We start from the raw sequence: 17197 nt of genomic DNA, 5'->3' as shown, positions 1-17197 counted from the left end.
CGTGCTGTTCACGTCCGGATCGACGGGACGTCCGAAGGGCGTCGGAGTCACACACGCGGCCGTTGTCAACCAGTTGTCGTGGATGCAGGCCACTTACGGCCTTACTCCTTCAGACGTGGTGCTGTACAAGACACCCGCAACCTTCGACGCTTCGGTGTGGGAGCTGTTCTGGCCCTTGATGGTCGGTGCTCGAATGGTGATTGCGGAGGCCGGCGGTCACCGTGATCCCGCATACCTGAGCAGTATCATTGCAGGTGAATCGGTGACGGTGGCTCAGTTCGTGCCATCGGTGCTTGCAGCAATGGCCGACGAGTTCGAGACTGCGGCGCCCACTTCCTTGCGTGCGACGTTTGCGGGCGGCGAGCAGTTGAACAGCGCTCTCGCGGCCCGCTTCCGCGCGCTGACCGGTAGTGATGTCCACAACCTGTACGGACCGACCGAAACGACGATCCAGGTCACGAGCCATCGCAGTTCGGATCTCGACGGCGATGTTGTGCCCCTCGGTGGCCCGGCGTGGAACACCGGATTGTGGGTGCTCGACTCCAGAATGCTTCAAGTACCACTCGGTGTTACCGGTGAGTTGTACGTATCCGGCTCTCAGTTGGCCCGGGGATACTTCGGTGACGTCGTTCGCACTGCGGAGCGCTTTGTTGCGCATCCGTTCTCGGAAGCCGGCGAGCGCCTGTACCGGACCGGTGACCTCGTCCGCTGGACGCGCTCGGGTTCACTCGAATTTGTCGGACGTTCCGACTTCCAGGTGAAATTGCGTGGCCAGAGAATCGAACTCGGTGAGATCGAAACACTGCTCGCGGCACAAGACGTTGTGTCCCTGGCTGCGGTCGCGGTCATCGAGGACACGCTGGTCGCGTATGTGGAGCCGGCCAGCGGTGCCGTGATCGATGAGACGGAACTGCGCCGGCGCCTCGCCGACTCTTTGCCCGGCTACATGGTTCCGGCAGTCTTCATGGTGCTGGGCGCCCTGCCGCTCAATGCCAACGGCAAGGTGGATCGGCGAGCATTGCCGGTGCCCGCGTTCGAGGCAGCAGTGTTCCGGGCTCCGGTCAGTTCTGTGGAACAGGCTGTGGCGCAGGTATTCTCCGATGTTCTAGGAATCGAACAGGTCGGCCTGGATGACGATTTCTTTGCGCTCGGCGGTAACTCGCTGATCGCGACACGGGTGATGTCTCGTCTGGGGCAGGCGCTCGAAACCAAGATTCCCGTCCGGGTGCTGTTCGACGCGTCGACAGTGGAAGAACTTGCCGCGCGCATCGAAACACACGTCGGTGGCGACGGCACACGAGCATTGACCGCGCAGGTGCGTCCGGCGCAGGTGCCGTTGTCGCTGGCGCAGCAGCGTATGTGGTTCCTCAACCGCTTCGATACCGCGTCAGCCGTCAACAACATTCCCGTTGCGGTGCGTCTCACCGGCAACCTGGATTCAGGTGCGCTTCACTCGGCGATCGCCGATGTCATTGCGCGTCATGAGGTTCTGCGTACGCTGTATCCGGAAACCGACGGTGTCGGCTACCAGGAGATCCTCTCGCCGGAGGATGCCTCGATCGAATTCGAGACCGTACGCATTGCCGAGGGCGAGCTTCAAGCGGAGCTCTATGCATTCTTCGTCGAGGGATTCGACGTCACTGTCGAGGTTCCGTTGCGGGCCAGGCTCTTCCAGCTCGCCGACAACGAATTCGTGTTGTCCTTCGTGGTGCATCACATCTCCACCGACGGTTTCTCGATGGGCCCGTTGACCCGCGATGTGATGACCGCGTACTACGCGCGCTCACAGGGACAGACCCCGACGTGGGCTCCGCTGCCGGTGCAGTACGCCGACTACGCGTTGTGGCAGCGCGAGGTCCTCGGCTCCGAAGGCGAGCCGACGTCCGTCATCGCGCAGCAGATCAACTATTGGTCCGACGCCCTGGCTGATCTGCCCGAGCAATTGGACCTGCCGAGTGATCGCACCCGCCCCGAGATCGCAACGGGACAAGGAGCGAACCACACCTTTGTGATCGACCCGCAGTTGTGGGCCGATGTGGAAGCAACAGGTCAGACGGCGGGCGCAACCCCGTTCATGGTCGTCCACTCTGCGCTTGCCGTGCTGTTGGCACGCTTGTCCGCGACAACCGACATCGCAATCGGCGCTCCTGTCGCCGGTCGCGGTGAAGCGCAGCTCGACGATCTGATCGGCATGTTCGTCAACACTTTGGTGCTGCGCACCGAGGTTGATCCGTCGATGTCGTTCACGGATCTCTTGGCTTCTGCGCGTGAAGTGGATCTGCAGGCGTTTGCCCACGCTGACGTTCCGTTCGAGCGGATCGTCGAAGCACTCGATCCGGTGCGCTCGCAGGCACACCACCCGCTGTTCCAGGTGGCATTGACCTTCCAGAACCTTGGCCAGAGTGCTCTCGAACTGCCCGGACTCACCGCCGCTGCTGTGGAATTCGACGCAGCACTGGCCAAGTTCGATCTGCAGTTCACTCTTGAAGACGCTGCTGACGCCGGTATGTCCGGCACCCTGACTTACGCGACGGACCTGTTCGACGCGTCGACAGCGGCCGAGTTCGCTGATCGATTCGTGTCCGTCCTCCGTGGCGTTGTCGCGGACCCGACTGCCGCCGTGGGCGACGTGGATGTTCTGACTTCAGGTGAGTTGGATCGTGTTCTGGCGTGGAGTGACACGGGTATCGACAGCGGTGTGGAGTCGACGTTGCCGGCGTGGTTCGATCGTGCTGCTGCGGAGTTCGGTGATCGGATCGCGGTGCGGTTCGGTGATGAGTCGTTGACGTATGCGGAGCTGTCGGTTCGGTCGAATCGGTTGGCGCGCAGGTTGATTGCGTTGGGCTGTGGTCCGGAGACGTTGGTGGCGGTGGCGGTGCCGCGGTCGGCTGATCTTGTGGTGGCGTTGTTGGCGGTAGTGCAGTCCGGTGCGGGGTATCTGCCGGTGGATCCGTCGTATCCGAGTGACCGTATCGAGTTCATGCTCGCCGATGCTGCTCCGGTGTGCGCGATTTCGTGGTCCGGGCGTGAGTTGGTGTTGCCTGCTGGTCTGCCGGTGGTCGATATCGACGCGGTGGATCTGACCGAGTTCGATGGTTCGGTGGTGGCGGATGCTGATCGTGTGTCGCCGTTGCGTACCTCGAATGTTGCGTATGTGATTTACACGTCGGGTTCGACGGGTCGCCCGAAGGGTGTGCAGGTTCCGCACATCACGGTGGCGAAGTTGTTTGCGAATACCGAGAGTGTGTACGGGTTCGACGAGTCGGATGTGTGGACGATGTTCCACAGTTATGCGTTCGACTTCTCGGTGTGGGAGTTGTGGGGTCCACTGCTCTACGGCGGCACGTTGGTGGTTGTGGATTATGTGACGTCGCGGTCGCCGGAGCAGTTCCTGGAGTTGCTTGCTGCTGAGCGGGTGACGGTGCTCAATCAGACGCCGTCGGCGTTCTATCAGTTGGCCGAGGCTGACCGGTTGGCGTCGGAATCCGGACAGGCCGCCGAGTTGTCGTTGCGGTGGGTTGTTTTCGGTGGCGAGGCGCTCGAGCTTCGACGCTTGTCGGACTGGTACGGCCGCCGCGGTGACAGCGCGCCGACGTTGGTGAACATGTACGGCATCACGGAGACGACGGTGCATGTGAGCCATCGCGTGCTGGACGCTGCGATGGCGGCGGATGCGTCGGCGAGTGTGGTGGGTCAGGCTATTTCGGGTCTGCAGGTGTTTGTGCTGGATACGCGTTTGGCTCCGGTGCCCGTCGGTGTTGCGGGTGAGATGTATGTCTCGGGTGTGCAGTTGGCTCGCGGTTATCTGGGTCAGCAGGGGTTGACGTCGACTCGGTTTGTGGCGAGTCCTTTTGCTGCTGGTGAGGTGTTGTACCGCACGGGTGACGTGGCTTCGTGGAACAGCGCTGGTGATCTGGAGTATCTGGGTCGCGCTGATGATCAGGTGAAGATCCGTGGTTTCCGGATCGAGATCGGTGAGATCGAGTCTGCGGTGTTGGCGGCTGTGTCGGTGGCGCAGACGGCGGTGGTTGTTCGTGAGGATTCTCCGGGTGATCAGCGGTTGGTGGCGTATGTGGTTCCGGCTGCGGGTGTGAGCGTTTCGGTCGACGATCTTCGGGTGTCGGTGGGTTCGTTGTTGCCGGAGTACATGGTGCCGTCGGCGTTTGTGGTGTTGGATGCGATTCCGTTGACGGTGAACGGGAAGTTGGATCGTCGGGCGTTGCCGGCTCCGTCGTTGCAGGTTGCGGTGTTCCGGGCTCCGACGTCGGTGGTGGAAGAGGTTGTGGCGCAGACGTTTGCGGACGTTCTGGGCATTGCGCGTGTCGGTTTGGATGACGATTTCTTTGCGCTCGGCGGTAATTCGCTGATCGCGACGCAGGTGACGTCGCGGTTGGGTCAGGCGCTGGATGCTGCGGTGTCGGTGCGGGAGTTGTTCGAGGCGTCGACGGTGGAGGGTTTGGCCGCTCGCCTCGGTTCTCATGTCGGTGGTGGTTCGCGTGCGGCGCTGACTGCGCAGGATCGTCCGGCGCAGGTACCGCTGTCGTTTGCGCAGCAGCGCATGTGGTTCTTGAATCAATTGGACCGCGAGTCGGCAGCCAACAACATTCCGATGGCGATCACGCTTACCGGCGAGTTGGATGAGGCGGCGTTGTACGACGCTGTCATGGACGTAGTGAAGCGTCACGAGGTCCTGCGCACGGTCTACCCCGAGGTCGACGGAATCGGCTACCAACGGATCCTGCCCGCGGCGGCAGTTCCGGTGAATCTGGCTCCCGTTCAACTCGAAGCATCCGACATCGTCGCGGCGGTGACGGAGTTCGTCTCATCAGGTTTTGACGTCACGGCTGAGGTTCCATTGCGGGCCAAGCTCTTCCAGCTTGCCGAGGACTCGTTTGTACTGGCGATAGTGATTCACCACATCTCCACCGACGGTTTCTCGATGGGCCCGTTGATCCGCGACGTGATGACCGCGTACTACGCCCGCTCACAGGGTCAGACCCCGACGTGGGCGCCGTTGCCGGTGCAGTATGCCGACTACGCGTTGTGGCAGCGTGGTGTTCTCGGTTCCGAGAGTGACGCGGAATCCGTACTCGCAGAGCAGATCGGCTACTGGGCTAAGGCTCTCGACGGAGTTCCAGACCAGATCACCTTGCCCAGTGACCGCGCGCGTCCAGCCGTGTTCACCGGCCGGGGAGCCACCTACAGCTTCCCGATTTCCGCGGATGTTCACCGCGGACTGGCCGCTGTGGGTCGCGAGCACCAGGCATCGCTGTTCATGGTGATGCACTCGGCGTTGGCAACACTTCTTGCCCGGTTGTCCGGCACCACCGACATCGCAGTCGGTACCCCGGTGGCCGGTCGCGGCGAAGCCGAACTCGACGAACTGATCGGCATGTTCGTCAACACGCTCGTGCTGCGCACCGAGGTCGATCCGGGGATGCGTTTCCTCGATCTGCTTACGTCGGCGCGTGAGAGTGATCTCGCGGCTTTCGCTCACGCAGACGTGCCGTTCGAGCGACTGGTCGAGGTTCTCGATCCGGTGCGTTCGCAAGCGCACAACCCGTTGTTCCAGGTTGCCTTGGCATTCCAGAACCTGGGGCAGAATCACCTGACGCTGCCAGGACTCGATATCACCGAATTCGATATCGCGGAAACCGTAGCGAAGTTCGACCTTCAGTTGACCCTGGTGGAAGCTGCCGATGGTCACGGAATGACTGCGACCTTCACGTATGCGACGGATCTCTTCGACGAGGGGACAGTTGTCTCCTTCGCCGAGAGGTTGACTCGAATTCTCGAAGCCGTCGCCGTGGATGCGACGCAGGCTGTCGGCGACATCAACATCCTCGAAGCGCCTGAGCGCATCGAATTGACCAGTCGCCGAGCGTCCTCGGGCATCGAACCCAAGCCGTTGGCCGACATCCTGGCCGAGACCGCGTTGCGATACCCGTCCAACGAGGCTCTTCGCTATCAGGATCGGTCGATGACCTACTCCGAGGTCGACGAGTGGTCGTCGCGCCTCGCCCGCGTCCTGATCGCTCGCGGTCTGGGCGCCGAAGACCTGGTCGCAGTGTCGATTCCGCGTTCCATCGAATCGGTCCTGCTGGTGTGGGCGGTATCCAAGACAGGTGCCGCGGTTGTTCCCATCGATCCGCACTACCCGGCCGACCGCATCGCGCATATGGTTTCCGACTCGGGCGTCTCGGTCGGTCTGACTCTCGAAGCTGAACTCGCAGGGCTTACCGACACCGTCGAGTGGCTCGCGATCGACAGTGCTGCTTGCGCGGAACTGATGGCAGCGCAGGATAGTTCACCGATTCGCGAAGGCGAACGTGTGCGCCCCGTCCTTCCGGCGCATCCGGCCTGGGTGATCTACACGTCGGGCACAACAGGCTTGCCCAAGGGTGTTGTTGCTACGGGAGCAGGCCTCGCGAGCTTCAGTGCAACGCAGGCACAGCACTACCTGGTGACGCCGAACTCCCGCACGCTGCACTTCGCGTCGCCGAGTTTCGACGCGTCGATGCTCGAACTGTTCCTGGCTGTCGCGACAGGCGCTGCCATGGTGATCGTCCCGACGTCGATCTTCGGCGGCGACGAATTGACTGCGCTGTTCAAGTCCGAACGCGTCACACACGCCTTCATCACGCCCGCGGCGTTGGCTTCCATGGATCCGTCGGGCCTGAACGATCTCGAGGTGGTTGGTGTCGGCGGCGAGGCGTACTCGCCGGAGTTGATGGCCAAGTGGGCGGATCAGCCGAACCGTCGACGCACATTCCTCAATGTCTACGGCCCCACCGAGACCACTATCGTCACCAATGTCAGTGTGCCGCTGATGCCGGGCGACCGGATGACCATCGGTGAAACCATCGGCGACATGGCCGCGTTTGTTCTCGACACGCGTCTGCAGCCCGTTCCGGTTGGTGTTGCCGGTGAGCTGTACCTGTCGGGCCCTCAGGTCACCCGCGGCTATCATCGCCGGCCGGGATTGAGTGCGGATCGGTTTGTTGCCAACCCGCACGGCCTGCCTGGTGAGCGCATGTACCGCACCGGTGACGTTGTGCGTTGGACTGACCAATATCAGGTTGAGTATGTGGGCCGCAACGACTTCCAGGTGAAGATCCGTGGCTTCCGTATCGAGCTCGGTGAGATCGACGCGGCACTGACGGCACATTCGGACGTCGAGTTCGCTGCGACGATGGGCACCACGCTGGCGTCCGGTGCTCCGGCACTGGTGTCGTACGTGTTTGTCGGCAAGGATTCTGCTGTCAGCTCGGCGGATCTGAGTGAGTTCGTCTCACGCACTCTGCCGGCGCACATGGTGCCTGCGTCGATCATGGTTCTGACCGACATGCCGCTGACCCCGGCCGGCAAGCTGGACCGAAAGGCTCTGCCGGAGCCGGTATTCGAGGTCAAGGAGTTCCGCGCTCCCACCACCGAGATGGAACGCATCCTCAGCGAGGTCTTTGCCGACGTTCTCGGCCTCGATCAGATCGGTACCGACGATTCGTTCTTCGCTCAGGGCGGAGACTCGATCATGTCGATCCAGTTGGTGTCCCGCGCCAAGGCCCGAGGTGTTCTCTTCACGCCCAAGGACGTGTTCGAGAACAAGACTGTGGCAGAGTTGGCCGAGGTCGCCGTCTTCGGCTCCGATGCCGACGCGATCACTGTTCTCGCCGAGATCGAAGGCGGCGGCATCGGTTGGATGCCGCTCACTCCGATCAAGCGCTTCATGTTCGAACGGCCCGGCAGCTACCAGCGGTTCAACCAGCTGTTGACGTTGGAATTGCCGCTGGGAATCGACCGGACCGGTGTTGTCGAAACGTTGACTGCGGTCATCGATCACCACGACATGTTCCGTTCGCGTCTGGTCGATGATCAGCGTGGTCCGGGCATGGCTGTGTCCGCGCCCGGAACCGTCGACGTGGATGGTTTGGTGCGCCGGGTGCAGGTGGACCCCGCGATTGCGGATACAGAGCTGACGGCCATCGCGTCGGGCGCTCTCGACGACGCTCTCGGCCGGTTGGATCCGGTCGCCGGTGTCATGGCTCAGTTCGTGTGGATCGACTTCGGCGATACACGCACCGGCCGATTGATCGTGGCTGCGCATCACCTGATCGTCGACGGCGTCTCCTGGCGAATCATCGTGCCGGACTTGATTTCCGCGTGGGCCCAGCGCAGTGGCGGAAGTGTGCCCGTGCTCGAACCGACGGGCACGTCCATGCGTACCTGGGCGCACTCGCTGGCTGCGGAATCGCGATCCGACAAGCGACTGGCAGAACTGCCACGTTGGCGTAAGACGCTGTCGACTCCGGACCCCATTCTCGGTTCGCGTGCGTTCGACCCCTCCGTCGACGTTGCGGCAACAGTCGAGCGTGTGCGCGTCGAGGTGCCCACAGACGTCACCGAGACCCTGCTGACAACGCTGCCCGAGATGTTCCGCGGCGGAGCCAACGACGGTTTGCTGGCCGGACTTGCTTTGGCACTGGTGCGCTGGCGGCGTGACCGGGGCATCGACACCGAAGCGGCACTGCTCCAGCTCGAGGGCCACGGCCGCGAAGAGGGCGTCGTCCCGGGTGCCGATCTTTCGCGCACCGTCGGCTGGTTCACGGCGGCATTCCCCGTCGCCCTCGACCTTGCCGGTATCGACATCGACGACGCCTTCGACGCCGGAGTTGCTGCGGGAGCGGCGATCAAGGCAGTCAAGGAGCAGTTGCTCGCCGCTCCCGACAAGGGTGTCGGCTACGGACTGCTGCGGTACGTCAACGACGACACCCGCACCGAGCTGTCGAAGCTGAGCAGCGGGCAGGTCAGCTTCAACTACCTGGGTCGCATTGTGGCGGAGGATATTCCGGCTGCAGCGCAAGGCCTCGGATGGATTCCGGCACGCGACTTCTCCGATGTCGCTGCACCGGAAGACCCGGACATGCCGGCCAACAAGGTTGTCGACATCAATGCCATCGTCAACGACGGCCCTGACGGCGCGGTGCTCGAAGCATCGTTTGCCTTCCCGAACGGATTGCTGAGCGCCACCGAGGTGCAAGCCCTGGCCGACCTGTGGGTCGGAGCACTCACAGCGCTGGCGCAGCACGCACAGGCCGTCGGCGCAGGCGGACTCACGCCGTCGGACGTGCCGCTGGTAACGCTGACCCAGCAGGATCTCGACGGGTTCGAGCAGCGTTTCCCGGCGGTGCAGGACGTCTGGCCGCTGGCTCCGCTGCAGTCGGGTCTGCTGTTCCACGCTGTCATGGCCGAGTCGACCGTCGACCTGTACTCCGTGCAGATGGTTCTCTCGCTGTCCGGCCGCGTCGACGCGGATCGCCTCCACGCCGCAGCTCAGGCCATCATCGATCGTCACCCGAACCTGCGCACCGCATTTGTGGTCGACGGAACGGGGACGCCGGTCCAGGTAGTTCTCGGTGACATCGACGTGCCGTGGCGCGAACTGGATCTCACCACAATCGCTGACAGCGAAGAACGACGCCGCGAGTTGGATCGGATTCTTGCCGAGGACCAGGCCACGCACTTCGACATGTCGAACCCGCCGTTGATCAAGTTCACGCTGATCAAGATCGCGGCGAGCGAATACCGCCTTGTTGTGGCAAACCACCACATCATCCTCGACGGCTGGTCCATGCCGCTGCTGCTCCAGACGCTCCTCGGCCACTACGCGATGCGTGGGAACATTCCCGCTCAGACGCGGGCACTGAGCTACCGGAACTACCTCGCGTGGCTGGTCCAGCAGGATCGCAGTGTGTCCATGGATGCCTGGGCGAAAGCGCTGGGCGGCGTCGAAGAGCCGACGTTGTTGGCTCCCACCGTCGTTGGTCAGGAATTCAGTGCGCTGTCGCAGAAGTTGCAGATCTCGCTCAGCGAATCGGTGACCGCGACACTGACCGGTTTGGCATCGAGGACCGGCGTTACCGCCAACACGATCGTCCAGGCTGCCTGGGCAATTCTGCTGGGACGCATGACCGGTCGCCAGGACATCGTCTTCGGTGCCACGGTCTCCGGCCGTCCGCCACAACTCGACAGCGTCGAGAAGATGGTGGGTCTGTTCATCAACACGCTGCCCGTGCGTGTCCAACTGGATCTGGCCGAGTCCGTCGAGGCATTGCTCTCCCGGGTTCAGATCGAACAGGCGCGATTGCTCGATCACCATTACCTCGGCCTGACCGACGTGCAGAGCGCCGCGGGCGTCGGCGGACTCTTCGACACTCTGGTGATCTTCGAGTCCTACCCGGTCGACCGTGACGGTCTTGCAGCGCAAGCAGAGTTCTTGGACGGCATGGTGATCGACGACGTCGCCTCCGACGATTCCACGAACTACCCGCTCACCCTGCTGATCGGTCTCGACGACCAACTGCACTTGACCCTTCGTTACCTACCCGACTTCTTCGACGAGTCGTACGCGCAGGCCCTGCTGGGTCGCCTCGAGACTCTGCTGACAGAAATCGGTGAAACTCCGTCTACTGCAGTCGGTGACATCGAGATCATGACCGCGCCTGAGCGTGCTTTGGTGCTCGAAACCTGGAACGACACCGCGCGTCCGGTTGTGGGTGGGTTGTTGTTGGATGGTTTTGATTCTGTGGTGGGGGTTTCTTCGGGTTCGCGTGCGGTGGTGTGTGGGGATGTGGTGCTCTCGTATGGGGAGTTCGATGAGAGGGTTAATAGGTTTGCGCGTTATTTGATCGGTTTGGGTGTTGGGCCGGAGTCGTTGGTGGGGTTGGCTGTTCGGCGGTCTGTGGATTTGTTGGTTGGGTTGTATGCGATTGTGCGTGCGGGTGGGGCGTGGGTGCCGTTGGATCCTGATGCTCCGTCCTCGCGTAATGAGTATGTGTTGGATTCGGCTGATCCGGTGTGTGTGGTGTCGACGGAGCGTGATGGTTTCACGGCGTCGGGTCGTCGGGTTGTGTGTGTCGATGTTGTTGATGTGTCTGGTTTTTCGGGTGCGCGGGTTTCTGATGTGGATCGTCTTTCGCCGTTGCGGGCGTCGAATACGGCGTATGTGATTTTCACGTCGGGGTCGACGGGTCGGCCGAAGGGTGTGGCGGTGTCGCATGCGGCGATTGTGAATCAGCTCGAGTTCATGCAGGGCGAGTATGTTTTGTCGGCTGCGGATGTGTATTTGCAGAAGACGGCGACGACGTTCGATGTGTCGTTGTGGGGTTTTTTCATGCCGTTGCGGGTGGGTGCGGTGTTGGTGTTGGCGTCGGCTGATGGTCATCGGGATCCGGGGTATTTGGCGTCGGTGATTGACGAGCAGGGTGTGTCGGTGACGGATTTTGTTCCGACGATGTTGTCGACGTTTTCGTCGTTGGTGGATCCGGGGTTGTTGGGTTCGTTGCGTGATGTGTTGGTCATTGGTGAGGCGTTGCCGGTGGAGGCGGTGCGTGAGTTCGGGTTGGTGTCGTCGGCGCGGTTGCATAATTTGTATGGTCCGACTGAGGCTGCGGTGTCGTTTACGTTTGCGGATGTGACGGGTGCTGGGTCGGGGTCGGTGGTGTCGATTGGTGTGCCGGAGTGGAATTGCCGGGTGTTTGTGTTGGATTCGCGTTTGCGGCCGGTTGCGGTGGGTGTTGCGGGTGAGTTGTATTTGTCGGGTGTGCAGTTGGCTCGGGGGTATGTGGGTCGTCCGGATTTGAGTGCGGATCGGTTTGTGGCGTCGCCGTTCGGTGTGGGTGGGGAGCGGATGTATCGGACGGGTGACCTTGTGAGGTGGTCGTCTGAGGGGGATCTGGAGTACATCGGTCGTACTGATTTTCAGGTGAAGTTTCGTGGTCAGCGGATCGAGTTGGGGGAGATCGAGGCGGCGTTGGTGTCGCATGGGTCGGTGTTGTCGGCTGCGGTGGTGGTGCGTGGGTCGGTGATGGGTGATCAGTTGGTGGGGTATGTGGTGCCGGCGGTGGGGTCGGTTGTGGATGTGTCGGTGTTGCGGGGGTTTGTGGGGGAGCGGGTTCCGGGTTATATGGTTCCGGCTGCTGTGGTGGTGTTGGATGCGTTCCCACTTAATTCGTCGGGGAAGTTGGATCGGGCGTTGTTGCCGGAGCCGGTGTTCGAGGCTCGGGTGTTTCGGGCTCCGGTGTCGTCGGTGGAGTTGGTGGTGGCGTCGGCGTTTGTGGGTGTGTTGGGTGTTGATCGGGTGGGGTTGGATGATGATTTCTTCGAGTTGGGTGGCAACTCCCTCATCGCGACTCGGGTTGTCATGCGCATCGCCGAAGAACTCGAGACGGCCGTACCGGTTCGCCTTCTGTTCGAAGCGTCCACCGTTCAGGAACTCGCCGCACGTCTCGAATCGCACGTCGGCGAAGGAAGCCGCCTTGCGCTGACAGCTCAGGATCGTCCGGAAGAGATTCCGCTTTCTCTTGCGCAGCAACGTATGTGGTTCCTCAACCGGTTCGACGGCTCCGCCGGTGCCTACAACATGCCGTTTGCTCTGCGACTGAGCGGCGAACTCGATCTGAGGGCGATGCGTGCGGCTATCGGCGACGTCGTTGCCCGTCACGAAACCCTGCGCACTGTGTATCCGGAAACCGATTCGGGACCGGTCCAGGTCATCGAACCGGTAGGACATACGCCGGTGCAATTGGACGTCGAAAGCGTCACGGAAGCCGAGATTGTCGGCAAGCTGGTCGAATTGGCGTCGACGAGGTTCGACGTGACGGCCGAAATCCCGCTGCGGATTCGGTTGTTCCAGGTAGCCGAGAACGAGTACGTTCTCGCCGTCGTGGTGCACCACATCGCCGCGGACGGCTCCTCGACTACTCCGTTCGCCCGCGACCTCGTCATGGCCTACGCGGCACGGGCGCAGGGAACGGCGCCGGGTTGGGCTCCGATGGACGTGCAGTACGCCGATTACAGCCTGTGGCAGCGCGAGGTGCTGGGCAGCGAGGACGACCCGGAATCCGTGTCGTCCGAGCAGATCGCCTACTGGAGCCAGGCTTTGGCCGGGCTGCCGGACCAGCTGGACCTGCCGACGGACCGTCTGCGTCCCGCCGCGCAGTCGTACCGCGGTGGCTACCTTCAGTTCGAGATCGACGCAGCAGTGCATCAGGGTCTGTCGGCGCTGGCCCGTGAGCACGGAACCACCTTGTTCATGGTCACGCACGCAGCGTTTGCGGTCCTGCTGGCGCGCTTGTCCGGTACTGACGACATCGCCGTGGGCACCCCGATCGCGGGCCGCGGCGAGCGTGCGCTCGACGATCTGATCGGCATGTTCGTCAATACCCTGGTATTCCGGACACACGTCGACGGCGCAGACAGCTTCACGGAACTGCTTGCCCGCGTACGCGAGAACGATCTGCAGGCATTCGCGCATGCCGACGTTCCGTTCGAGCGACTGGTCGAGGTTCTCAACCCCGCGCGTTCGACTGCTCGTCACCCGCTCTACCAGGTGGGATTCCTCTTCCAGAACATGGAACAGGCAAGCCTGGAACTGCCTGGTCTCGCGGTGAAGGGCCTGGAGATCGACAACGGTGTTGCCCAGTTCGATCTGCAGTTGATCGTCGGTGACAACTACGACGAGCGTGGTGTTGCCTCGGGCATCTCGGCCGTATTCAGCTACGCGCACGACCTTTTCGACGAGTCGACAGTCCAGTCCTTTGCTGATCGGTTCAACACCGTTCTGGCTGCGGTTGTTGCCGATCCGTCGATCGTGGTCGGCGACATCGACGTGCTCGATCCGCATGAGTCGAATCAGGTTCTGCAGGAATGGAATGCAACGGAGCATGTACTCGACTCCGACGCGACACTGGTCGACCTGTTCGATCAGCAGGTTGCCGCGCACGGTGATTCCGTCGCGTTGGTCCATGGACTCGAATCGCTGACGTATGCGGAGTTCGACGACAAGGTCAACCGGCTCGCCCGTCACCTGATCGGAATGGGAGTCGGTCCGGAGTCGTTGGTGGCGTTGGGAATGCGACGCTCCATCGACCTGGTGATCGGCATGTACGCCGTTGCCAAGGCAGGCGGCGGTTACGTCCCGATCGATCCGGATCATCCGGCCGATCGCACCGGGTACGTCCTCGAGATGGCCGCGCCGGTGTGCGTGCTCAGCACCGAAAACGACGCGCCGTCGCTCGTGGGGATCGACAACGTTCTGGTCATCGACACCCTCGATCTGTCGGGCGTCTCCGGAGCGCCTGTACACGGCGACGAGCGGATCGCACCGCTTCGTTCGGCGAATACCGCGTACGTGATCTTCACGTCGGGATCGACCGGCAAGCCGAAGGGTGTGGCGCTGTCCCACGCCGCTATCGTCAATCAGCTTCTGTGGAAACGTGATCGCTACGGTCTCGACCAGACCGACGCAATGTTGCTCAAGACCGCAGCAACATTCGACCTCTCGGTCTGGGAGTTCTGGTCCGCGTTGACATCCGGGTCCCGCCTGGTCATCGCCGACCCGGACGGCCACAAGGACGCCGAGTACATGCTGGCGCTCATTGCCCAGGAGAAGGTGACGACGCTGCACGCGGTGCCGTCCATGCTCTCGATGCTGACGGCCGCGGCAGACGGCACTCTTTCGCAGTCGCTCGAGCGTGTCCTTGCCATCGGTGAGGCCTTGCCCGCGGCAACGGCGGCAGAGTTCCGCAAGGTGTCCGATGCGGCACTGGTCAATCTGTACGGTCCGACCGAGGCTGCGGTGTCAGTGACGGCGCACGATGTGGACGAGAGCGACACCTCGTCGGTCTCGATCGGTGCCCCGGAATGGAATACGCAGGTCTACGTGCTCGACGAGCGACTGCATCCCGTCCCGGTCGGAGTCACCGGTGAGCTGTACCTGGCCGGAACCCAGTTGGCTCGTGGTTATCACGGCCGCGCCGACCTGACGTCGGAACGCTTTGTCGCCAACACCTTCGGAGAACCGGGCTCACGTCTGTACCGCACCGGCGACCTCGTTGTCTGGCGCAGTGGCGGTGAACTCGAGTACGTCGATCGTGCCGACTTCCAGGTGAAGATCCGTGGCTACCGCATCGAACTCGGTGAGATCGAAGCTGTTATCAGAGCTGCTGAGTCCGTGGACGCCGCGGTTGTCGTCGCGAAAACCGATCCGCGACTGGGGGATCGACTGGTCGGGTACCTCGTTCCGCAGGCCGGGGCCACCGTCGACGTCGACAGCGTGAAGGCGGAACTCGTCCGCGAGTTGCCGAGTTACATGGTGCCGTCGGCGTTGATGGTGCTGAGCGAATTGCCGCTCAACATCAACGGCAAGATCGATCGAAAGGCGCTGCCGGAACCCGAATTCGAGGCAACGGAATTCCGTGCCCCGAGCAACCCGGTCGAGGAGATCGTGGCGTCGGTGTTTGCCGAAGTCCTGGGCGTTCCACGAGTCGGGTTGGACGACGACTTCTTCGATCTCGGCGGAAACTCGCTGATCGCCACACAGGTCGTGGCCAGGTTGGGTCAGGCACTTGATGCCCAGATTCCGGTGCGGATCATCTTCGAAGCGTCGACTGTCGGACTGCTGGCGTCGCGGGTGCTCGAACATGCCGGTTCCGGTTCGCGGGCACAGTTGGTGGCGCAGGAACGGCCGTCGCAGATTCCGTTGTCGCTCGCTCAGCAGCGGATGTGGGTTCTCAACCAGATCGACCGCAGGTCTGCCGCGTACAACATCCCGGTCGCGATCCGGATGTCCGGCGATCTCGACGTCGCAGCATTGCAGTCGGCTGTCTCCGACCTTGTTGCTCGCCACGAGATCCTGCGGACGTTCTATCCCGATCTCGGGGACGGCCCGACGCAGTCGATTCAGTCCAAGTCGGCAGCCGTTGTCGACATGGCCGTGCTGTATGTCGGCGAAGACACGATTGGGGCCGAGGTCGCGAAGGTCGTCGGTCAGGGCTTCGACGTCACTGCCGGTGTTCCGCTGCGCGTTCGCCTGTTCCAGATCACGCCCACCGAGCATGTCCTGATCGTTGTGGTCCACCACATCAGCGGCGACGCATTCTCGATGGCTCCGATGATCAGGGACACGATGATCGCGTACACGGCGCGTACCGGGGGAGCGGCACCCGAATGGGCTCCGCTCGAAGTCCAGTACGCGGACTACACGTTGTGGCAGCGCGACGTTCTGGGTTCCGAGGACGATCCGGATAGCGAGCTGTCGACGCAGCTTGCCTACTGGACGCAGGAACTCGCCGGCGTTCCCGAACTTCTGGAACTGCCGACGGACCGTCCTCGTCCGCCGACGCAGTCGATGAAGGGTGCGGACTTCCTGTTCACGCTCGGCGCGGACTCCACGCGTCGAATCGCGGAAATCGCGCGCGAGCAGAACTCGACCGTGTTCATGGTCGTGCACGCCGCGTTCTCGGTGCTGCTGTCCAAGCTCAGTGGCTCGAACGACATCGCGATCGGTACACCGGTGGCGGGCCGCGGCGAGCGAGTCCTCGACGACCTGGTCGGTATGTTCGTCAACACGCTGGTGTTGCGCACGCAGGTGAAACCGGCAACCACGTTTGTGGACCTACTGCAGCAGGTGAAGGAGAAGGACCTCGCGGCGTTCGGAAATGCAGACGTGCCGTTCGAGCGTCTGGTCGAGCAGGTCGGGCGTGAGCGCTCACAGGCGTACTCACCGCTGTTCCAGGTGATGCTCACGTTCCAGAACATGGCACTTGGCACGTTTGCGCTGCCAGGGCTCGAACTGTCGGCGGTGGATGACGGATTCGACTCGGCGATGTTCGACCTGCAGCTCACCGGTATCGAGGAGTTCGACGAGCGCGGTGCGCTGTCCGATATCCGGATGCGGTTCACCTACGCAACCGATCTGTACGACGCCGCGACCATGGAACTGTTCGCAGCCAGGTTGCGGGCCGTCGTCGACGCCGTTGCCGCAGATCCGACGGTGGTTCTGAGGACCATCGACATCGTGACGGACTTCGAACGCGCGCTGATCGAGGCAGCCGAGCCGAAGACTGCCGCCGATCTTCCGGACCTCGCAGCAGCGGCCGCCGCAGCAGATCCGACGGCGGTTGCCTTCACACACGGCGACACCGTGGTGACCTTCACACAGCTGGCCGAGAAGTTGGCGCTGATGAGAGCGACGATGGGTGCCGCGCTGGGTGCGGATGCCTTGATCTCCGTGTCTCTGACCGGCCTGGTTCCGGGAATTCTCCCGGTGCTCGGTGCTGACGGAATTGCCTCGTTGGTGAGCTCGTTGATTGCGGATGCGCAGGCGAGCGCGGAAAAGGGTGACCGTATCGACGGGTAA

General features: G+C 62.5%; 1 protein-coding gene (running past one end of the window). It reads left to right on the top strand.

What is annotated here, in order from left to right; genetic code table 11:
- On the top strand, positions 1 to 17197 hold the 3' portion of the coding sequence (locus KYT97_RS09380; protein ID WP_219112145.1) for a non-ribosomal peptide synthase/polyketide synthase. Its footprint begins 11408 nt before the window's first position; the window shows 17197 of its 28605 coding nt (coding positions 11409–28605); the start codon falls outside the window, past its left edge; the stop codon is at positions 17195 to 17197.

The organism is Rhodococcus globerulus (assembly GCF_019334125.1).
GTDB classification, from domain to species: Bacteria; Actinomycetota; Actinomycetes; order Mycobacteriales; family Mycobacteriaceae; genus Rhodococcus_F; species Rhodococcus_F globerula.
Note: the sequence above shows the minus strand (reverse complement) of the source record. Positions and strands in the feature narration are given on the sequence as shown.